Annotated in this window: 13 protein-coding genes; 5 read left to right on the top strand and 8 right to left on the bottom strand. The window is 59.0% G+C overall.

Annotated elements, in window-relative coordinates; translation table 11 throughout:
• Positions 1-38 precede the first annotated feature (38 nt).
• The 6 genes from pheT to infC all read right to left on the bottom strand — a co-directional run bounded on the left by pheT (position 39) and on the right by infC (position 5,991).
• Positions 39-2,462 (bottom strand): phenylalanine--tRNA ligase subunit beta, encoded by a 2,424-nt coding sequence (gene pheT / locus F3H58_RS15630; RefSeq protein WP_149742819.1) that lies wholly within the window; start codon positions 2,460-2,462, stop codon positions 39-41.
• A 24-nt stretch (positions 2,463-2,486) separates the two neighbouring features.
• On the bottom strand, positions 2,487-3,569 hold the full coding sequence (pheS, locus tag F3H58_RS15625; protein WP_149742818.1) for a phenylalanine--tRNA ligase subunit alpha: 1,083 nt from the start codon (positions 3,567-3,569) through the stop codon (positions 2,487-2,489).
• Positions 3,562-4,440 carry a phosphotransferase gene (locus F3H58_RS15620; protein WP_149742817.1) on the bottom strand — a complete coding sequence of 293 codons (879 nt, stop codon included), beginning with the start codon at positions 4,438-4,440 and terminating at the stop codon, positions 3,562-3,564. The genes pheS and F3H58_RS15620 overlap by 8 nt, the downstream gene beginning before the upstream one ends.
• Positions 4,441-4,616: 176 nt before the next feature.
• Complete coding sequence (gene rplT, locus F3H58_RS15615; RefSeq protein WP_003493358.1) at positions 4,617-5,021, bottom strand: 50S ribosomal protein L20; 405 nt, start codon at positions 5,019-5,021, stop codon at positions 4,617-4,619.
• A gap of 40 nt (positions 5,022-5,061) precedes the next feature.
• Positions 5,062-5,265 (bottom strand): 50S ribosomal protein L35, encoded by a 204-nt coding sequence (rpmI, locus tag F3H58_RS15610; protein ID WP_035264590.1) that lies wholly within the window; start codon positions 5,263-5,265, stop codon positions 5,062-5,064.
• Between the two features lie 189 nt (positions 5,266-5,454).
• Positions 5,455-5,991: a translation initiation factor IF-3 gene (gene infC / locus F3H58_RS15605; protein WP_149742816.1), complete on the bottom strand. Its 537-nt coding sequence runs from the start codon at positions 5,989-5,991 to the stop codon at positions 5,455-5,457.
• Positions 5,992-6,178: 187 nt separating this feature from the next.
• Between infC and F3H58_RS15600 the strand changes: the two genes are divergently transcribed.
• Together F3H58_RS15600 and F3H58_RS15595 are read left to right on the top strand one after the other, a co-directional pair.
• The gene (locus tag F3H58_RS15600) at positions 6,179-6,967 is read left to right on the top strand and encodes an alpha/beta hydrolase (protein ID WP_149742815.1); all 789 of its coding nucleotides are present in this window, start codon (positions 6,179-6,181) and stop codon (positions 6,965-6,967) included.
• Positions 6,968-7,085: 118 nt separating this feature from the next.
• On the top strand, positions 7,086-7,700 hold the full coding sequence (locus tag F3H58_RS15595) for a transglutaminase-like cysteine peptidase (protein WP_003524508.1): 615 nt from the start codon (positions 7,086-7,088) through the stop codon (positions 7,698-7,700).
• 56 nt (positions 7,701-7,756) lie between these two features.
• On the opposite strand, the gene mbfA is transcribed toward F3H58_RS15595, so the two are convergent.
• The gene (gene mbfA / locus F3H58_RS15590) at positions 7,757-8,740 is read right to left on the bottom strand and encodes an iron exporter MbfA (protein ID WP_149742814.1); all 984 of its coding nucleotides are present in this window, start codon (positions 8,738-8,740) and stop codon (positions 7,757-7,759) included.
• A 141-nt stretch (positions 8,741-8,881) separates the two neighbouring features.
• On the opposite strand from mbfA, the gene F3H58_RS15585 reads away from it, so the two are divergent.
• Positions 8,882-9,352 (top strand): group III truncated hemoglobin, encoded by a 471-nt coding sequence (locus F3H58_RS15585; RefSeq protein ID WP_149742813.1) that lies wholly within the window; start codon positions 8,882-8,884, stop codon positions 9,350-9,352.
• A gap of 162 nt (positions 9,353-9,514) precedes the next feature.
• The gene (locus F3H58_RS15580) at positions 9,515-10,618 is read left to right on the top strand and encodes a TRAP transporter substrate-binding protein (RefSeq protein WP_065654685.1); all 1,104 of its coding nucleotides are present in this window, start codon (positions 9,515-9,517) and stop codon (positions 10,616-10,618) included.
• Positions 10,619-10,625: 7 nt separating this feature from the next.
• Here the strand turns inward: F3H58_RS15580 and F3H58_RS15575 are convergent, their stop codons facing one another.
• Positions 10,626-11,720 carry a helix-turn-helix domain-containing protein gene (locus tag F3H58_RS15575; protein WP_188128942.1) on the bottom strand — a complete coding sequence of 365 codons (1,095 nt, stop codon included), beginning with the start codon at positions 11,718-11,720 and terminating at the stop codon, positions 10,626-10,628.
• Between the two features lie 145 nt (positions 11,721-11,865).
• Here F3H58_RS15575 and F3H58_RS15570 point away from each other — a divergent pair, with 145 nt between their 5' ends.
• Entirely contained in the window at positions 11,866-12,939 is a 1,074-nt protein-coding gene (locus tag F3H58_RS15570) for an alpha/beta hydrolase family protein (protein ID WP_149742811.1), read from the top strand.
• Positions 12,940-12,949: the final 10 nt, after the last annotated feature.

Raw genomic sequence — 12,949 nt, 5'->3', positions numbered from 1 at the left:
CGGCAGTGCCGCGGCTTTTTTCATTCCGTCATCCGTTTTCAGGCGCGCAGGACGCCGCCCGTCGATTTCTCGACATTGCCGACGATCTTGGCCGTCAGCGCCTCGAAATCCTCGTCCGTCAGCGTCTTGTCGACCGGCTGGATCTGCACTTCGATGGCGACCGACTTGCGGTTTTCACCGAGCGATGCGCCCTCGAAAATATCGAAGACATTGACACCGGTGATCAACTTGCGGTCAGCGCTGGTCGCAGCCTTGATGATGGCCCCCGCCTCTACCGACTTGTCGACCACGAAGGCGAAGTCGCGCTTGACTGCCTGGAAGGGCGAAAGCTCGAGCGCAGGCTTGGTGCGGGTCGCTTTCTTCTTCGGCTCCTGCATGGCGTCGAGATAAATCTCGAAACCGCAATAGGCGCCGGAGACATCCAGTTCGGACAGCGTCTTCGGATGGAACTCGCCGAAATAGCCGAGCACGACCTTCGGACCCATCTTGATGGTGCCGGAGCGGCCGGGGTGATACCAGCCGGGGCCGCCGGCTTCGATCTGCACATTGGCCATGGGCAGGCCGCAGGCTTCCAGCACCGAGAGCGCATCGGCCTTGGCGTCATAGACATCCACGGGCTTGCCGCCGCCCTTCAAAGCATTGGACCACATGCGGCCGCTGCCTGCGAGCGAGGCCGTGCCACGACGAACACCGCCGGCAACGCGGCGTTGCTTATCAGGTGTATCGCCCTCATAGGTGCCGGAAACCTCGAAGATCGCGACATCGCCATAGCCCTTGTCGGCATTGCGCTGTGCGGCGGTCAGCAGGCCGGGCAGCAGCGAGGGCCGCATGTCCGACATATCGGCCGCAATCGGGTTTGCGAGCTTCAGGGCCGGCGAACCACCGCCGAAGAGTTTCGCCTGCGCTTCCGGGATGAAGGACCAGGTGACGGCCTCGAGCATGCCGCGGCTTGCCAGCGCACGGCGCGCGGTGCGGGTGCGGATCTGCAGCGTGGTCAGGATACGGCCGTTAACGGCGCCGAAGCTTTCCAGCGGTTCCGGCTTGATGTTGTCGACGCCATGAATGCGCATGACCTCTTCCACCAGATCGGCCTTGCCATCGACGTCCGGACGCCAGGACGGCACGGTGACGGAGACGCGCTCGCCCGTTCCCTCGACGCCGAAGCCGAGACCCTTGAGAATGGCGAGGCTCTCTTCCGCCGAGACTTCCAGACCTGTGAGGCGCTTTACTTCCGCGAGCGGAAAATCCACGACCTTTGGCTGATGCCCCTTGTAACCGACGACCCGGGCTTCGCCGGCGACGCCGCCGCACAGTTCGAGAACCAGTTCGGTGGTGCGCTCCAGACCCGGAACCATATATTCAGGATCGACGCCGCGCTCGAAACGATAACGCGCATCGGTGATGATGCCGAGCGAACGGCCTGTCTTTGCAATGTTGATCGGATCCCAGAGAGCGGATTCGATCAGTACGTCGACGGTGTTGTCATCGCAGCCGGAATGTTCGCCGCCCATGACGCCGCCGATGGATTCGAGACCTTTCTCATCGGCGATGACGACATTGTTCGGGCCGAGCTTATATTCACGCTGATCGAGCGCGAGGATGGTCTCGCCCTCTTTTGCGCGGCGAACCGTCAGATCGCCCTTGACCTTTGCGGCGTCGAAGACGTGCATCGGCCGGCCCTGATCGAAGGTCATGTAGTTGGTGATGTCGACAAGCGCATTGATGGGACGCAGGCCGATCGCCAGCAGGCGCTGCTGCATCCATTTCGGGCTGGGGCCGTTCTTCACGCCACGAACGATGCGCAGCGAAAAGCCGGGGCAGAGCGCCGCATCGTCCAGCTCAAGCTTCACGTCGACCGGGGTTGCGCCTTCGATCTTGAAGGACGGCGCGGGTCTCGTCTTCAGCTTGCCGAGACCGGAAGCAGCGAGATCGCGGGCAATACCGTAGATCGAGGTGCAGTCCGGGCGGTTCGGGGTCAGGTTGATTTCGATGACCGGATCGTCGAGCCCGGCATAGGCGGCGAAAGAGGTGCCGACCGGCGCATCTTCCGGCAGGTCGATGATGCCGTCGTGATCGTCGGAAATGTTCAGCTCCTTTTCGGAGCACATCATGCCGTGGCTTTCCACGCCGCGTATCTTGCCGACGGCAAGGGTGACGTCGATGCCCGGAACATACATGCCCGGACGCGCGAGCGCACCGACGAGGCCGGCGCGTGCATTCGGCGCGCCGCAGACGATCTGCACCGGCTTGCCGTCGCCGGCGTCAACGGAGAGAACCTTCAGACGGTCAGCTTCCGGGTGCTTCTCGGCGGAGAGCACCTTGGCGATGACGAAAGGCTTGTAGGCCGCCTTGTCGTCAACGTCCTCGACCTCAAGGCCGATTGCCGTCAGCCGCTCGCAAATCTCATCCAGCGTCGCATCGGTATCGAGATGCTCTTTCAGCCAGGAAAGAGTGAATTTCATGTCTTTGCTCCTTGGCTAGCCGGATTAAACGCTCAAACCGCCGAACAGCGTCGGCATGTCGAGCGGGCGGAAGCCGTAATGGTTCATCCAGCGGACATCGGCGTTGAAGAAATCGCGCAGGTCCGGCATGCCGTATTTCAGCATGGCAATGCGGTCGAGGCCCATGCCCCAGGCAAAGCCCTGATATTCATCCGGGTCCAGCCCACCGGCTCGCAGCACGTTCGGGTGCACCATGCCGCAGCCGAGGATCTCCATCCAGTCCTTGCCTTCGCCGAACTTGACGATGGGGCCGGAACGGTCGCATTGGATATCCACCTCGAAGCTCGGCTCCGTGAAGGGGAAGAAGGAGGGGCGAAAACGCATGACGACGCTGTCGACCTCGAAGAACGTCTTGCAGAATTCTTCCAGAATCCAGCGCAGATTGCCGACATGCGCCTTCTTGTCGATGACAAGGCCTTCAACCTGATGGAACATCGGCGAATGGGTGGCATCGGAATCCTGGCGATAGGTCTTGCCGGGAATGACGATGCGGATCGGCGGCTTCTGGCTTTCCATGGTGCGGATCTGCACTGGCGACGTGTGGGTGCGCAGCACCTTGCGCTCGCCCTTTTCATCCGGCTGGAAGAAGAAGGTGTCGTGCATTTCGCGGGCCGGATGGCCTTCGGGGAAATTCAGCGCCGTGAAGTTGTAATAGTCGGTTTCGATATCCGGACCTTCGGCGATAGAGAAACCCATATCCGCGAAGATCGCGGTGATTTCATCGACGATCTGGCTGATCGGATGAATGCGGCCGCGCTCGGCCGGAGACTGGCGGACTGGCAGGCTGACATCCACCGTTTCCGCCTTCAGCCGGGCGGCGATGGCAGCATCCTTCAGCGCATTCTTGCGTTCGCCGATGAGGTCGGTGATTTCGGTCTTGAGCTGGTTGATGGCGGCGCCGCGGGTCTGGCGCTCTTCCGGCGTCATGCTGCCAAGCGTCTTCAGAAGCTCCGAAACCGAGCCCTTCTTGCCAAGCGCGGAAAGGCGCACGGCTTCGATGGCCGGCTCATCGGCAGCCGTGGCGATCTCCGACATCAATTGCGATTTCAAGGTATCAAGTTCAGTCATCTTTTCCTGCCTTGCCGGTCTTTTTAACAGCGGCTTCGGGGTTCACAGCATTCATCAGATAGTCGGTCGCCATGATAAAGCGTCGCAGATCACTACCCATCCGCACGCGCCCGATCAACCGGGCAACCGGTAAAAAACGTCCCAGAATGCCGGTCAGACGGCACAATTCTTCCAGCGCCCGGGGCGGGGCGTTTTCGCGCCAGCGGGCGAAGGCGGCATCGCAGGTTTTCCGCGCATCGCAGGCGCGTGTCGCGACCTGTAAAAACAGCAGCCAGATATCGCGGGCCTGCGCCGTCTCGAGCGGCATCACTTCCTGCGGGCGCTCCTCGAAATCCATGAAACCGACGCGGCCGTCTTCGAGAAAAAAGTCGCGCACATGCGGGCGCCCATGGCAAAGGCCTGCCGCATGCAATTCGCCGAGTGCCTCGGCAGATTTTACCAGCAGGGCATCATGTTCCGCCGGCGCGGCTGCCTTTATCGCGTCCATGCGCTCGATGATGGTGGGGCCAACGTCGCCCAGCACAACTGCGGTCCGGGAAGAGTAAATCACGGGCGGGACCGGAAAACCACTGGCTTTGAAGGCCTGCAGCGTGTCGAGTTCGCGACGCATCAGGCCGGCACCGTCGAGCGGCGGCGAAGGGCGCATGAAGGTGTAAGGAAGCAGCTTTGCGAGAAAGGTCTGCAGCTTTATCCACCAGGACGGCGTTTCCGTGCCCTGGCGCTTGATCCATACTGTCAGTTGCGACAGCTCAACCTTCTGGACCCGCCGCTCACTTTTTAACAAAGCGTGCATGAGAGTGGCAATATCTGCATCATCAAGATGTACTCGAAACCCTTCGGCTGTTTCAGCCTGATTTTCATTAACCAGCATTCTCGTCCACCAGGAGATTTTTCAGGGCAGACGCGCTGGATACTCTATTTTTCCTAAATTTCTAAATTAAAAACTACGATACATTCTCGACCAGGCGGGTGCATCAGCCAAACGCAAAACCCGCGCCGGAGAACCGGCGCGGGTTTCAAATGAACAACAGATTGTCCGCGCCGTAATTACTTTACAGCGGTTTCAAACTCGTTGGCCGTACCAGCATCCTTGAGGTACTCAAGCGCCTTCTTCGCTGCTTCGACGAGCGCGCCGAATGCTGCCGGCTCATGGATAGCCATGTCGGACAGAACCTTGCGGTCGACTTCGATGCCAGCCTTGTTCAGGCCGTCGATGAAGCGGCCATAGGTCAGGCCGAATTCGCGAACGGCAGCGTTGATACGCTGGATCCACAGAGCGCGGAAGTTGCGCTTGTTGACCTTGCGGTCGCGGTAAGCGTACTGCTTGGAACGATCCACGGCAGCCTTTGCTGCGCGGATGGTGTTCTTGCGGCGGCCGTAGAAGCCCTTGGCTGCCTTGAGTGTCTTGGTGTGCTTGGCGCGGGAAGTTACGCCACGTTTTACGCGTGCCATGTCATGATCTCCTTAAAGTGTCCAAATGTGCGGAAAAGTCTCAGAGACCGTTCGGCAGGTAGTTCTTGACGACCTTCTTGCCGTCAGCGTCGGCGAGAACCATGGTTCCGCGCGCGTCGCGAATGAACTTGTTGGTACGCTTGATCATGCCGTGGCGCTTGCCGGCGGCGGCTGCAACAACCTTGCCGGTGGCGGTGATCTTGAACCGCTTCTTTGCAGCGGACTTCGTCTTCATCTTGGGCATTTTGCTACTCCGTTTTTGTATCGAAACAGGCAGACGAGGCCTATTTCAAGCTATTCAGGAACGGCCTCGGCATGCCCTGCCGGACCGTTCGGACGCGCGCTTATAACCGCAGTCGGCTAAAAGCGCAACGGGGAAAGCAAACTTCCCCTTGCGATGGCGATTCATGCGGCCTTAAAAGGCTGGCGCAAATTATTTCGGGGCGAGAACCATCATCATCTGACGGCCTTCCAGCTTCGGCTCGGCCTCCACCTTGGCAATCGCCTGGGTGTCTTCCTTTACCTGAAGGAGAAGCTTCATGCCAAGTTCCTGGTGGGCCATTTCGCGGCCGCGGAACTTCAGCGTCACCTTCACCTTGTCACCGTCTTCAAAGAAGCGGCCCATCGCCTTCATCTTCACGTCATAGTCATGCGTGTCGATGTTGGGGCGCATCTTGATTTCTTTGACTTCGACGATCTTCTGTTTCTTGCGCGCTTCAGCGGCCTTTTTCTGGGTCGAGTACTTCAGCTTGCCGAGATCGAGGATCTTGCATACCGGCGGTTCCGCGTTCGGCGAAATCTCAACGAGATCGAGACCGGCCTCCTCCGCCAGTTTCAAAGCCTGATCCGTCGGCATGCTACCGAGGTTCTGGCCGTCTTCATCAATAAGCTGAACTCTGGGAACCCGAATTTCCCGGTTGGAGCGCGGCCCCTCCTTGACGGGGGCATCGGCTTTGAAAGGTCTGCGAATGGTCGTATTCTCCTGATCTGTTTCTGGATCACGTCAGCAAAAAACAGCTTGTTTGGTACAAGCGGCGGAAATGTCGTTATTGCTGTGGCGAAGTCAATAGCATATCTGCCCGAAAAGATCACCTGTTGTCACGGTTTTTGCAAATACGCCGCCGTTGTTGCACCAAAATCAGGAGAATTGCATATACATGACCGAACAAGCCGCTGAATTCCTGCGCGTAGGCCCCGACAACGACACTCGCGACATTGCTTTCCTTCATCGCCCGACGGCTTCGGGCGAGAATATGCCGATGCTGGTATGGCTCGGCGGCTATCGTTCCGACATGACCGGAACCAAGGCGGTCGAGCTCGACCGCTTCGCGGCAGAAAACGGTCTTGCCTGCCTGCGGCTCGACTATTCCGGCCATGGCGTTTCCGGCGGCGACTTCAGGAAGGGCACGATTTCCCGCTGGCTGGAAGAGGCGCTTGCCGTGGTGCGCGCAAAGGCGCCGTCGCGCGTCGTTCTCATCGGCTCCTCCATGGGCGGATGGATTGCGCTACGCATGGTCGAGGAGCTGCGCAAGGCGGATAGCGCGCCATCCGTCGTCGGTCTCGTCCTCATTGCGCCAGCGCCGGATTTCACGCAGGAGCTGATAGAACCCAGCCTTTCGGATGCGGAAAAAACCTCTCTGGCGGAAAAGGGATATTTCGAGGAACATTCGGAATATAGCCCCGAGCCCAACATCTTCACCCGCGCGCTGATGGAGGACGGGAAGCAGAACCGCGTGCTGCAGGGTATCATCACCACCGGCTGCCCCGTTCACATCCTGCAGGGCATGCGCGACCCGGATGTTCCCTATCAGCATGCACTGAAGCTTATCGAACACCTTCCATCCGACGACGTCGTGCTGACGTTGATCCGCGACGGCGACCATCGGCTTTCCCGGCCGCAGGATATCGAGCGGATGCTCGCCGCGGTCAAAGCCCTTGCAATATAGGCATTTGCGCAACGCTCTTAACCATATTCGACGAGTCTTGCGCACCGCCGATTGCTAGCGATTGACTCAAGCCCCCTATCCCTCTTAACTTTTCGTTAAGAATTAAGGGACGGGTTTCATGATGAACGCACCGCTGGCGCGTGCGCTGCTGTTTGCAGTTGCCGCCGGGCTAATGACTGCTGCCTCCGCCACGGCGGAAACCAAGGGAAGCCCTTCCATGGTGACGGGAGGGATTACCTCCCAGCCTATCGGCCATTATGAGTTCTGTCAGAAATATGCCGACGAATGCAATATTCGCAGCAAGGCGACGCCGCCGCCGCGCGTCACGGATTATGGCTGGGATGTCATTCGCGAGGTCAATACGTCCGTCAATACCACCATCGTGGCGATGACCGATCAGGAAATCTACGGCAAGGACGAAGTCTGGGAATATCCGACGACCGCCGGCGACTGCGAAGATTTCGTGCTGCTGAAGCGAAAGAAGCTGGTCGAGCGTGGTTTTTCCGTGGCTGATCTTCTGATCACCGTCGTGCGCAAGCCGGATGGCGAGGGCCATGCCGTGCTGACCCTTCGCACCACCGACGGCGATTATATTCTCGATAATCTCACCGACGACGTGAAGCTGTGGACCGACACCAACTACACCTATCTGAAGCGGCAGGCGTCCTTCAATACGGGCCGTTGGGTCTCCATCGAAGACGGCCGCGACGTGCTGGTCGGCGCATTGCGCTGACGCCTGTGCCAGGTTCGAAGGAATTAAGAGCCCGCTATTGCGGGCTCTTTCTTTTTTCACCCATTGCCGATGATAATGCCGGCCGCCAGCACCAGTGAGCCGCCAAGGACCACCTGAAACACCGCGCGCAGGAACGGCGTTTCCATGAAGCGGTTCTGAATGAAGGCGATGGCCCAGAGTTCCACGAAAACGACGACGGCGGCAATCGCGGTCGCTGTCCAGAAATGCGGAATGAGATAGGGCAATGCGTGGCCGAGGCCGCCTATGGCCGTCATGATGCCCGAGGCCAGGCCCCGCTTTACCGGAGAACCGCGGCCAGAAAGCTTGCCGTCATCATGGGCGGCCTCGGTGAAACCCATAGAGATGCCCGCACCGACAGAGGCCGAAAGGCCAATCAGAAAGGTCTGCCAGGTATCCTGCGTGGCAAAGGCGGCCGCGAAAATCGGCGCGAGCGTCGAGACGGAGCCATCCATAAGCCCCGCAAGACCCGGCTGAATATAGGTCAGAAGAAATTGCCGTTTTGCGGTTTCCGCCTCTTCGGTCTTGCCGTTTTCATCGAGGTGTTTTTCTTGCAGCATCTGCGCAATGTCTTCGTGGCCCCGCTCCGCCTCGGCCAGATCGCCGAGGAGCTTGCGTGTCGAGGCATCGCTGGTGCGCTTGACGGCCTCATCGTAGAAGCGGATCGCCTGGGCTTCCATCAATTCGGCCTGGGCGCGGATTTTCTCGAGCGAGAGATTCTTCACCAGCCAGTCCGGGGTGCGCTCATAGAAACCACGGACATGTTCGCGGCGGATCAGCGGTATGGTTTCTCCGAAGCGACGGCGATGCATATCGATCAGCACGTTTCGATGCTGCTGCTCGACTTCCGCCATATCCTCGAAGACTTTGGCGGATTGCGGATATTGCGCGCGCAGATGATCGGCATAGGAGCGATAGATACGGGAATCGTCCTCTTCGGATGAAATGGCGAGCGCGAGAATCTCCTGTTCGTCAAGGGAGGAAAAGGGACGTTTGGACAGGGAAAAAAGACTGCGAAACATGGCTGAAACCTTTTTTAGAATAATTCTAAATACATCCGCATCGCACCGGGATCAAGCCTTCTTAGAATAATTCTAATAAGGCAAAGGGTCGCATTGCAGGCCGCATCGCGGCGGGGTAAATGCTCCCAAAAGGGAAACACCATGCAGGACGACATTGCGGCCAGAGCCGCCCACAGCGAGGAAATTCGGGACAGGGCGGAAAAAGCCATGGCGGAGATCGGCGTCGATGCCGGTTTCATCGATTTGCTGGTGGAGACATTCTACGGCCGCGTTCTTGAACATCCCACGCTCGGCCCGGTTTTTGATGCGCGGCTTGCTGGGCGCTGGCCGGAGCATATGGCCAGGATGAAACAGTTCTGGGCGGCTGTCGCGTTCAAGAATGGTGGCTATGGCGGCAAACCCGTGCAGGCGCATCTCGGCGTAAAGGGCATGTCGGCGGAGCTTTTTCCGCAGTGGCTTGCGCTGTTTTCCGCTACGCTTGATGATATTGCGCCAGGCAAAGAGGCCCACGACTGGTTCATGGAAACGGCGGAACGCATCGCCAGAAGCCTGACGCTTTCGCTGTTTTACAATCCCGCAATGGACGACCCGGCGTTGATGCGCAGCAAGTGACGCGGAAAGACGTGACGAAGCAATATTCGTCAAGCATCACCGGAGATCACGCAAGTTTCGAACATTCCCTCTTGATGGCTGCGGGGATAAATGATTAGTAACCTGCGGGAGGCGTACCGTGCGGTTCGCCTGTAATATGCAGACATAACAGGGCTTATCGACATGGATCGCAGATCATTTATCCGCAAGGCGGGCGCTCTCGGCGCCGGTGTTACCGCAACGGCGCTTGCCGCTCCGGCCATCGCACAGGAAAACCCCAAGATCACCTGGCGCATGACGTCGTCCTTCACCAAGGGCCTCGACATTCTTTTCGGCGCCGGCCAGATCGTTGCCGACCATGTGAAGGAAGCCTCCGGCGGCAACTTCGTCATTCAGCACTTTGCCGGCGGCGAAATCGTGCCGGCGCTGCAGGCAGCAGATGCGGTGACGGCCGGGACCGTCGAAATGGCGCATACCTGCTCCTATTATTACGTCGGCAAGGACCCGACCTTCGCGCTCGGAACTTCGGTTCCCTTCGGTCTCAATGCACGCCAGACGAATGCCTGGTTCAACCAGGCCGGCGGCAATGAGCTGCTCAACGAATTCCTTGCCCAGCACAATATCTATTCGATCCTGCTCGGCAATACCGGTGCCCAGATGGGCGGCTGGTTCCGCAAGGAAATCAACACCATCGACGACCTGAAGGGCCTGAAGATGCGTATCGCCGGCCTGACCGGTCAGGTGATGCAGAAGGTCGGCGTGACACCTCAGCAGATCGCCGGCGGCGATGTCTATGCGGCTCTGGAAAAGGGCACGATCGACGCCACCGAATTCGTCGGTCCCTATGACGACCAGAAGCTCGGCTTCTACAAGGTCGCGAAATATTATTACTACCCGGCATGGTGGGAAGGCGGCCCGGCCGTGCATGCCTTCGTCAATCTGCAGAAGTTCAATGAGCTGCCGGAGAACTACAAGCGCATCCTGAAAGACGCCTGCGCCGCCGGCAGCGCCAGCATGCTGGAGCGTTACGACGCCCGCAATCCCAAGGCGCTGAAGGAACTCGTGGCACAGGGCGCTATCCTGCGCCCCTTCAGCCAGGAAATCCTAGATGTCTGCCACAAGGCGGCCCAGGACACCTATGCGGAGATTTCGGCCAAGAACGAAAGCTTCAAGAAAATCTACGAGAGCCAACAGGCCTTCAAGAAGGACGCCTATCTCTGGGCGCAGATCGCCGAATATACCTATGACACCTATATGATGATCCAGCAGCGTAACGGCACGCTCTGATCCCCCATCATTTTCCGACGATTTTTAAACGGTCATCCGGCGTCGGCCGGGTGGCCGTTTTGTTTGGCGAGACCAGCTTCCACACTTCACGCTCCCGCCAGTCGACCGGGCTCATGCCGGTGACGCGGCGAAATTCGCGGTTGAAGTTGGACTTGGTCTGAAAGCCGGAGGACAGCATGATCGCCGTCACCGATTGCTCCGTCTCCTCCAAAAGCCGGCAGGCTTCACGGATGCGCAGCTGGTTGACATATTGCGAGACATTGACGCCGAGCGAGCGGTTGATCGCGCCTGATATCTGCCGGCTCGGCAGGCCAAGGCGTCTTGCAAGCCGCGACAGGTTGAGATTCTCATCACGGTAAAGCGCCTGTGTCTCCATCAGCCGGTCAACCCTTGCAACGATATCGCGGTCCTGTTCCGATGGCTCCGCCGATGCTGACAATTCCGCGACAGGTTCTATGGCTGTTTGTGGCGCCTTGCTCTTGCCGGCCAGCGCGGCCATGAGGCCAATCAATAGCAGGCCGAAAAGATTGGCATTGCTGACAAGCGCTGCAACATTCTGCCCATGCGCCCATTCGAAATCGAAAAACACGAGCAGATCGAACAGGGCAGAAACACAAAGAGCGATGGCAGCGATAATAAGCGCCCGGTGCGCCGAGGTAACGCTGGCAAATTGCGCCTCCTCCAGCCCATCCGGCCCCTTTCTGCCAAGAAGAAGCAGGGCAATGGCGTGGCCGACAAAGATGACGATCAGCGCAAGATCAATCGCCATCGGCCAGATGAATTCCATGATGACGATGAGCAAAGGCGACAAAGCGAGGTTGAAAAGCATCACTATCCGGCTCTCCGCCGCCACTCTCATCAGCCCACGAAAAGCAATGTAGACGAGCGGCGGCAGGCAGGCGGCGAGGACCGGCAAAACATAACGCGCTTCGCTGACGCCATACCCCCAGCGCAGTCCGACAAGGACGGATTGCAGGGCACAAAGCGCGATCAACGTCAGAAATGCCCGATTGGTTCGCACATCGTCTCCGCCTCGAAAGAAAACGATGAACATGACAACCAGCAGAAGCGCCACGACGAAAGGCAGCGGAATGAACAGCACGAATGAATATCCCCGAAACAACGGCTTATATTGCCAATTCATGGACCAGATCGCGTTTCGGGACGACCTTTAACACGATCGAGGACGCAAAAAACATGTCGCGGCGCAGATTGAACCCCGTTCTTTCCAACCGCACGAGGTTTTCATGCGCCCTATCGCCACCATCACGGCCCTCCTGTTTTCCGCTCTCGTCACCCAGCCTGTTCTTGCAGGCGAGGCTGTCGGCGTCAGCGAAACCACCATCCATTCGCCGGCACGCGGCAAGGACCTTGCCGTCACCATTTGGTATCCCTCCGACGGAAAGGGCACGCAGACGGTTTCCGGCGATGACCGGATTTTTCAGGGCACGCCAATGGTCAAGGATGGCGCCGTGAAACCGGGTCGCCTGCCGCTTGTGCTTCTGTCTCACGGCTCGGGCTCACGAGTGTCCGGCATGGCATGGATCGCCGCGAAACTTGCGAGCGAAGGTTTCATTGTGGCCGGAGCCAACCACCCCGGCACCACCAGCGGCGATTCCACACCCGCCGACACGCCGAAAATCTGGGAGCGAACGGATGATCTCTCCACGATTGTCACTGTTCTAACGGCAAAGGGCAAATGGTCGAGTGCTATCGACGCGCACAGGATCGGCGTGCTCGGCTTTTCGCTCGGCGGCAGTGCGGCGATGGAGATTTCGGGCGCGCGCGCCGATCTTGATGCCTATGCGCGCTATTGCGAAGACTATTCCACGATGATGGATTGCCAATGGTTCGCCGGTGGCCGGGGTTACCTCAATGGCGAGCCGGTCAGCGTGCCGAAGCTCGACCTCGGAACCATCGACAAGGCTCAATTCGAGCAGCAGAACCGCGATCCCCGCATCCATTCCGCCGTGCTGGTCGATCCCGGTCTGGCGCTCGCCTTTCAGCCTGACAGCCTGAAGCAGATCGATATTCCGCTCACCTTCATCAATCTCGGCAGTAAGGGCAAAATTCCGCCCGCCGTGCTTGCGGATAAACTCGCGGACGAAGTGCCCGGCGCAACCTATCGGCAGGTGGACGAGGCCAATCATTTCAGCTTCCTGCCGCTTTGCAAACCGGATGCCGACGCGTTTCTCAAATCCGTCGGCGAACGCGACCCCATCTGCGAACCGGCCGGGCTGCGGGACCGTGCGGACATTCACAAACAATTGGAAACGATGATCGTTGCCGCCTTCAATCGTACGCTGAAGCCGGGTCAATAAGGCGGCAGTC

The organism is Rhizobium sp. NFACC06-2 (genome assembly GCF_900101425.1).
Taxonomy (GTDB): Bacteria; Pseudomonadota; Alphaproteobacteria; order Rhizobiales; family Rhizobiaceae; genus Agrobacterium; species Agrobacterium leguminum.
This window is presented reverse-complemented; position numbering and strand designations above follow the sequence as displayed.

Coding starts and splice junctions, on each gene's coding strand:
- pheT (WP_149742819.1), bottom strand. CDS start 2,462: ATGAAATTCACTCTTTCCTGGCTGAAAGAGCATCTCGATACCGATGCG.
- pheS (WP_149742818.1), bottom strand. CDS start 3,569: ATGACTGAACTTGATACCTTGAAATCGCAATTGATGTCGGAGATCGCC.
- F3H58_RS15620 (WP_149742817.1), bottom strand. CDS start 4,440: ATGCTGGTTAATGAAAATCAGGCTGAAACAGCCGAAGGGTTTCGAGTA.
- rplT (WP_003493358.1), bottom strand. CDS start 5,021: ATGGCACGCGTAAAACGTGGCGTAACTTCCCGCGCCAAGCACACCAAG.
- rpmI (WP_035264590.1), bottom strand. CDS start 5,265: ATGCCCAAGATGAAGACGAAGTCCGCTGCAAAGAAGCGGTTCAAGATC.
- F3H58_RS15600 (WP_149742815.1), top strand. CDS start 6,179: ATGACCGAACAAGCCGCTGAATTCCTGCGCGTAGGCCCCGACAACGAC.
- F3H58_RS15595 (WP_003524508.1), top strand. CDS start 7,086: ATGATGAACGCACCGCTGGCGCGTGCGCTGCTGTTTGCAGTTGCCGCC.
- mbfA (WP_149742814.1), bottom strand. CDS start 8,740: ATGTTTCGCAGTCTTTTTTCCCTGTCCAAACGTCCCTTTTCCTCCCTT.
- F3H58_RS15585 (WP_149742813.1), top strand. CDS start 8,882: ATGCAGGACGACATTGCGGCCAGAGCCGCCCACAGCGAGGAAATTCGG.
- F3H58_RS15580 (WP_065654685.1), top strand. CDS start 9,515: ATGGATCGCAGATCATTTATCCGCAAGGCGGGCGCTCTCGGCGCCGGT.
- F3H58_RS15570 (WP_149742811.1), top strand. CDS start 11,866: ATGCGCCCTATCGCCACCATCACGGCCCTCCTGTTTTCCGCTCTCGTC.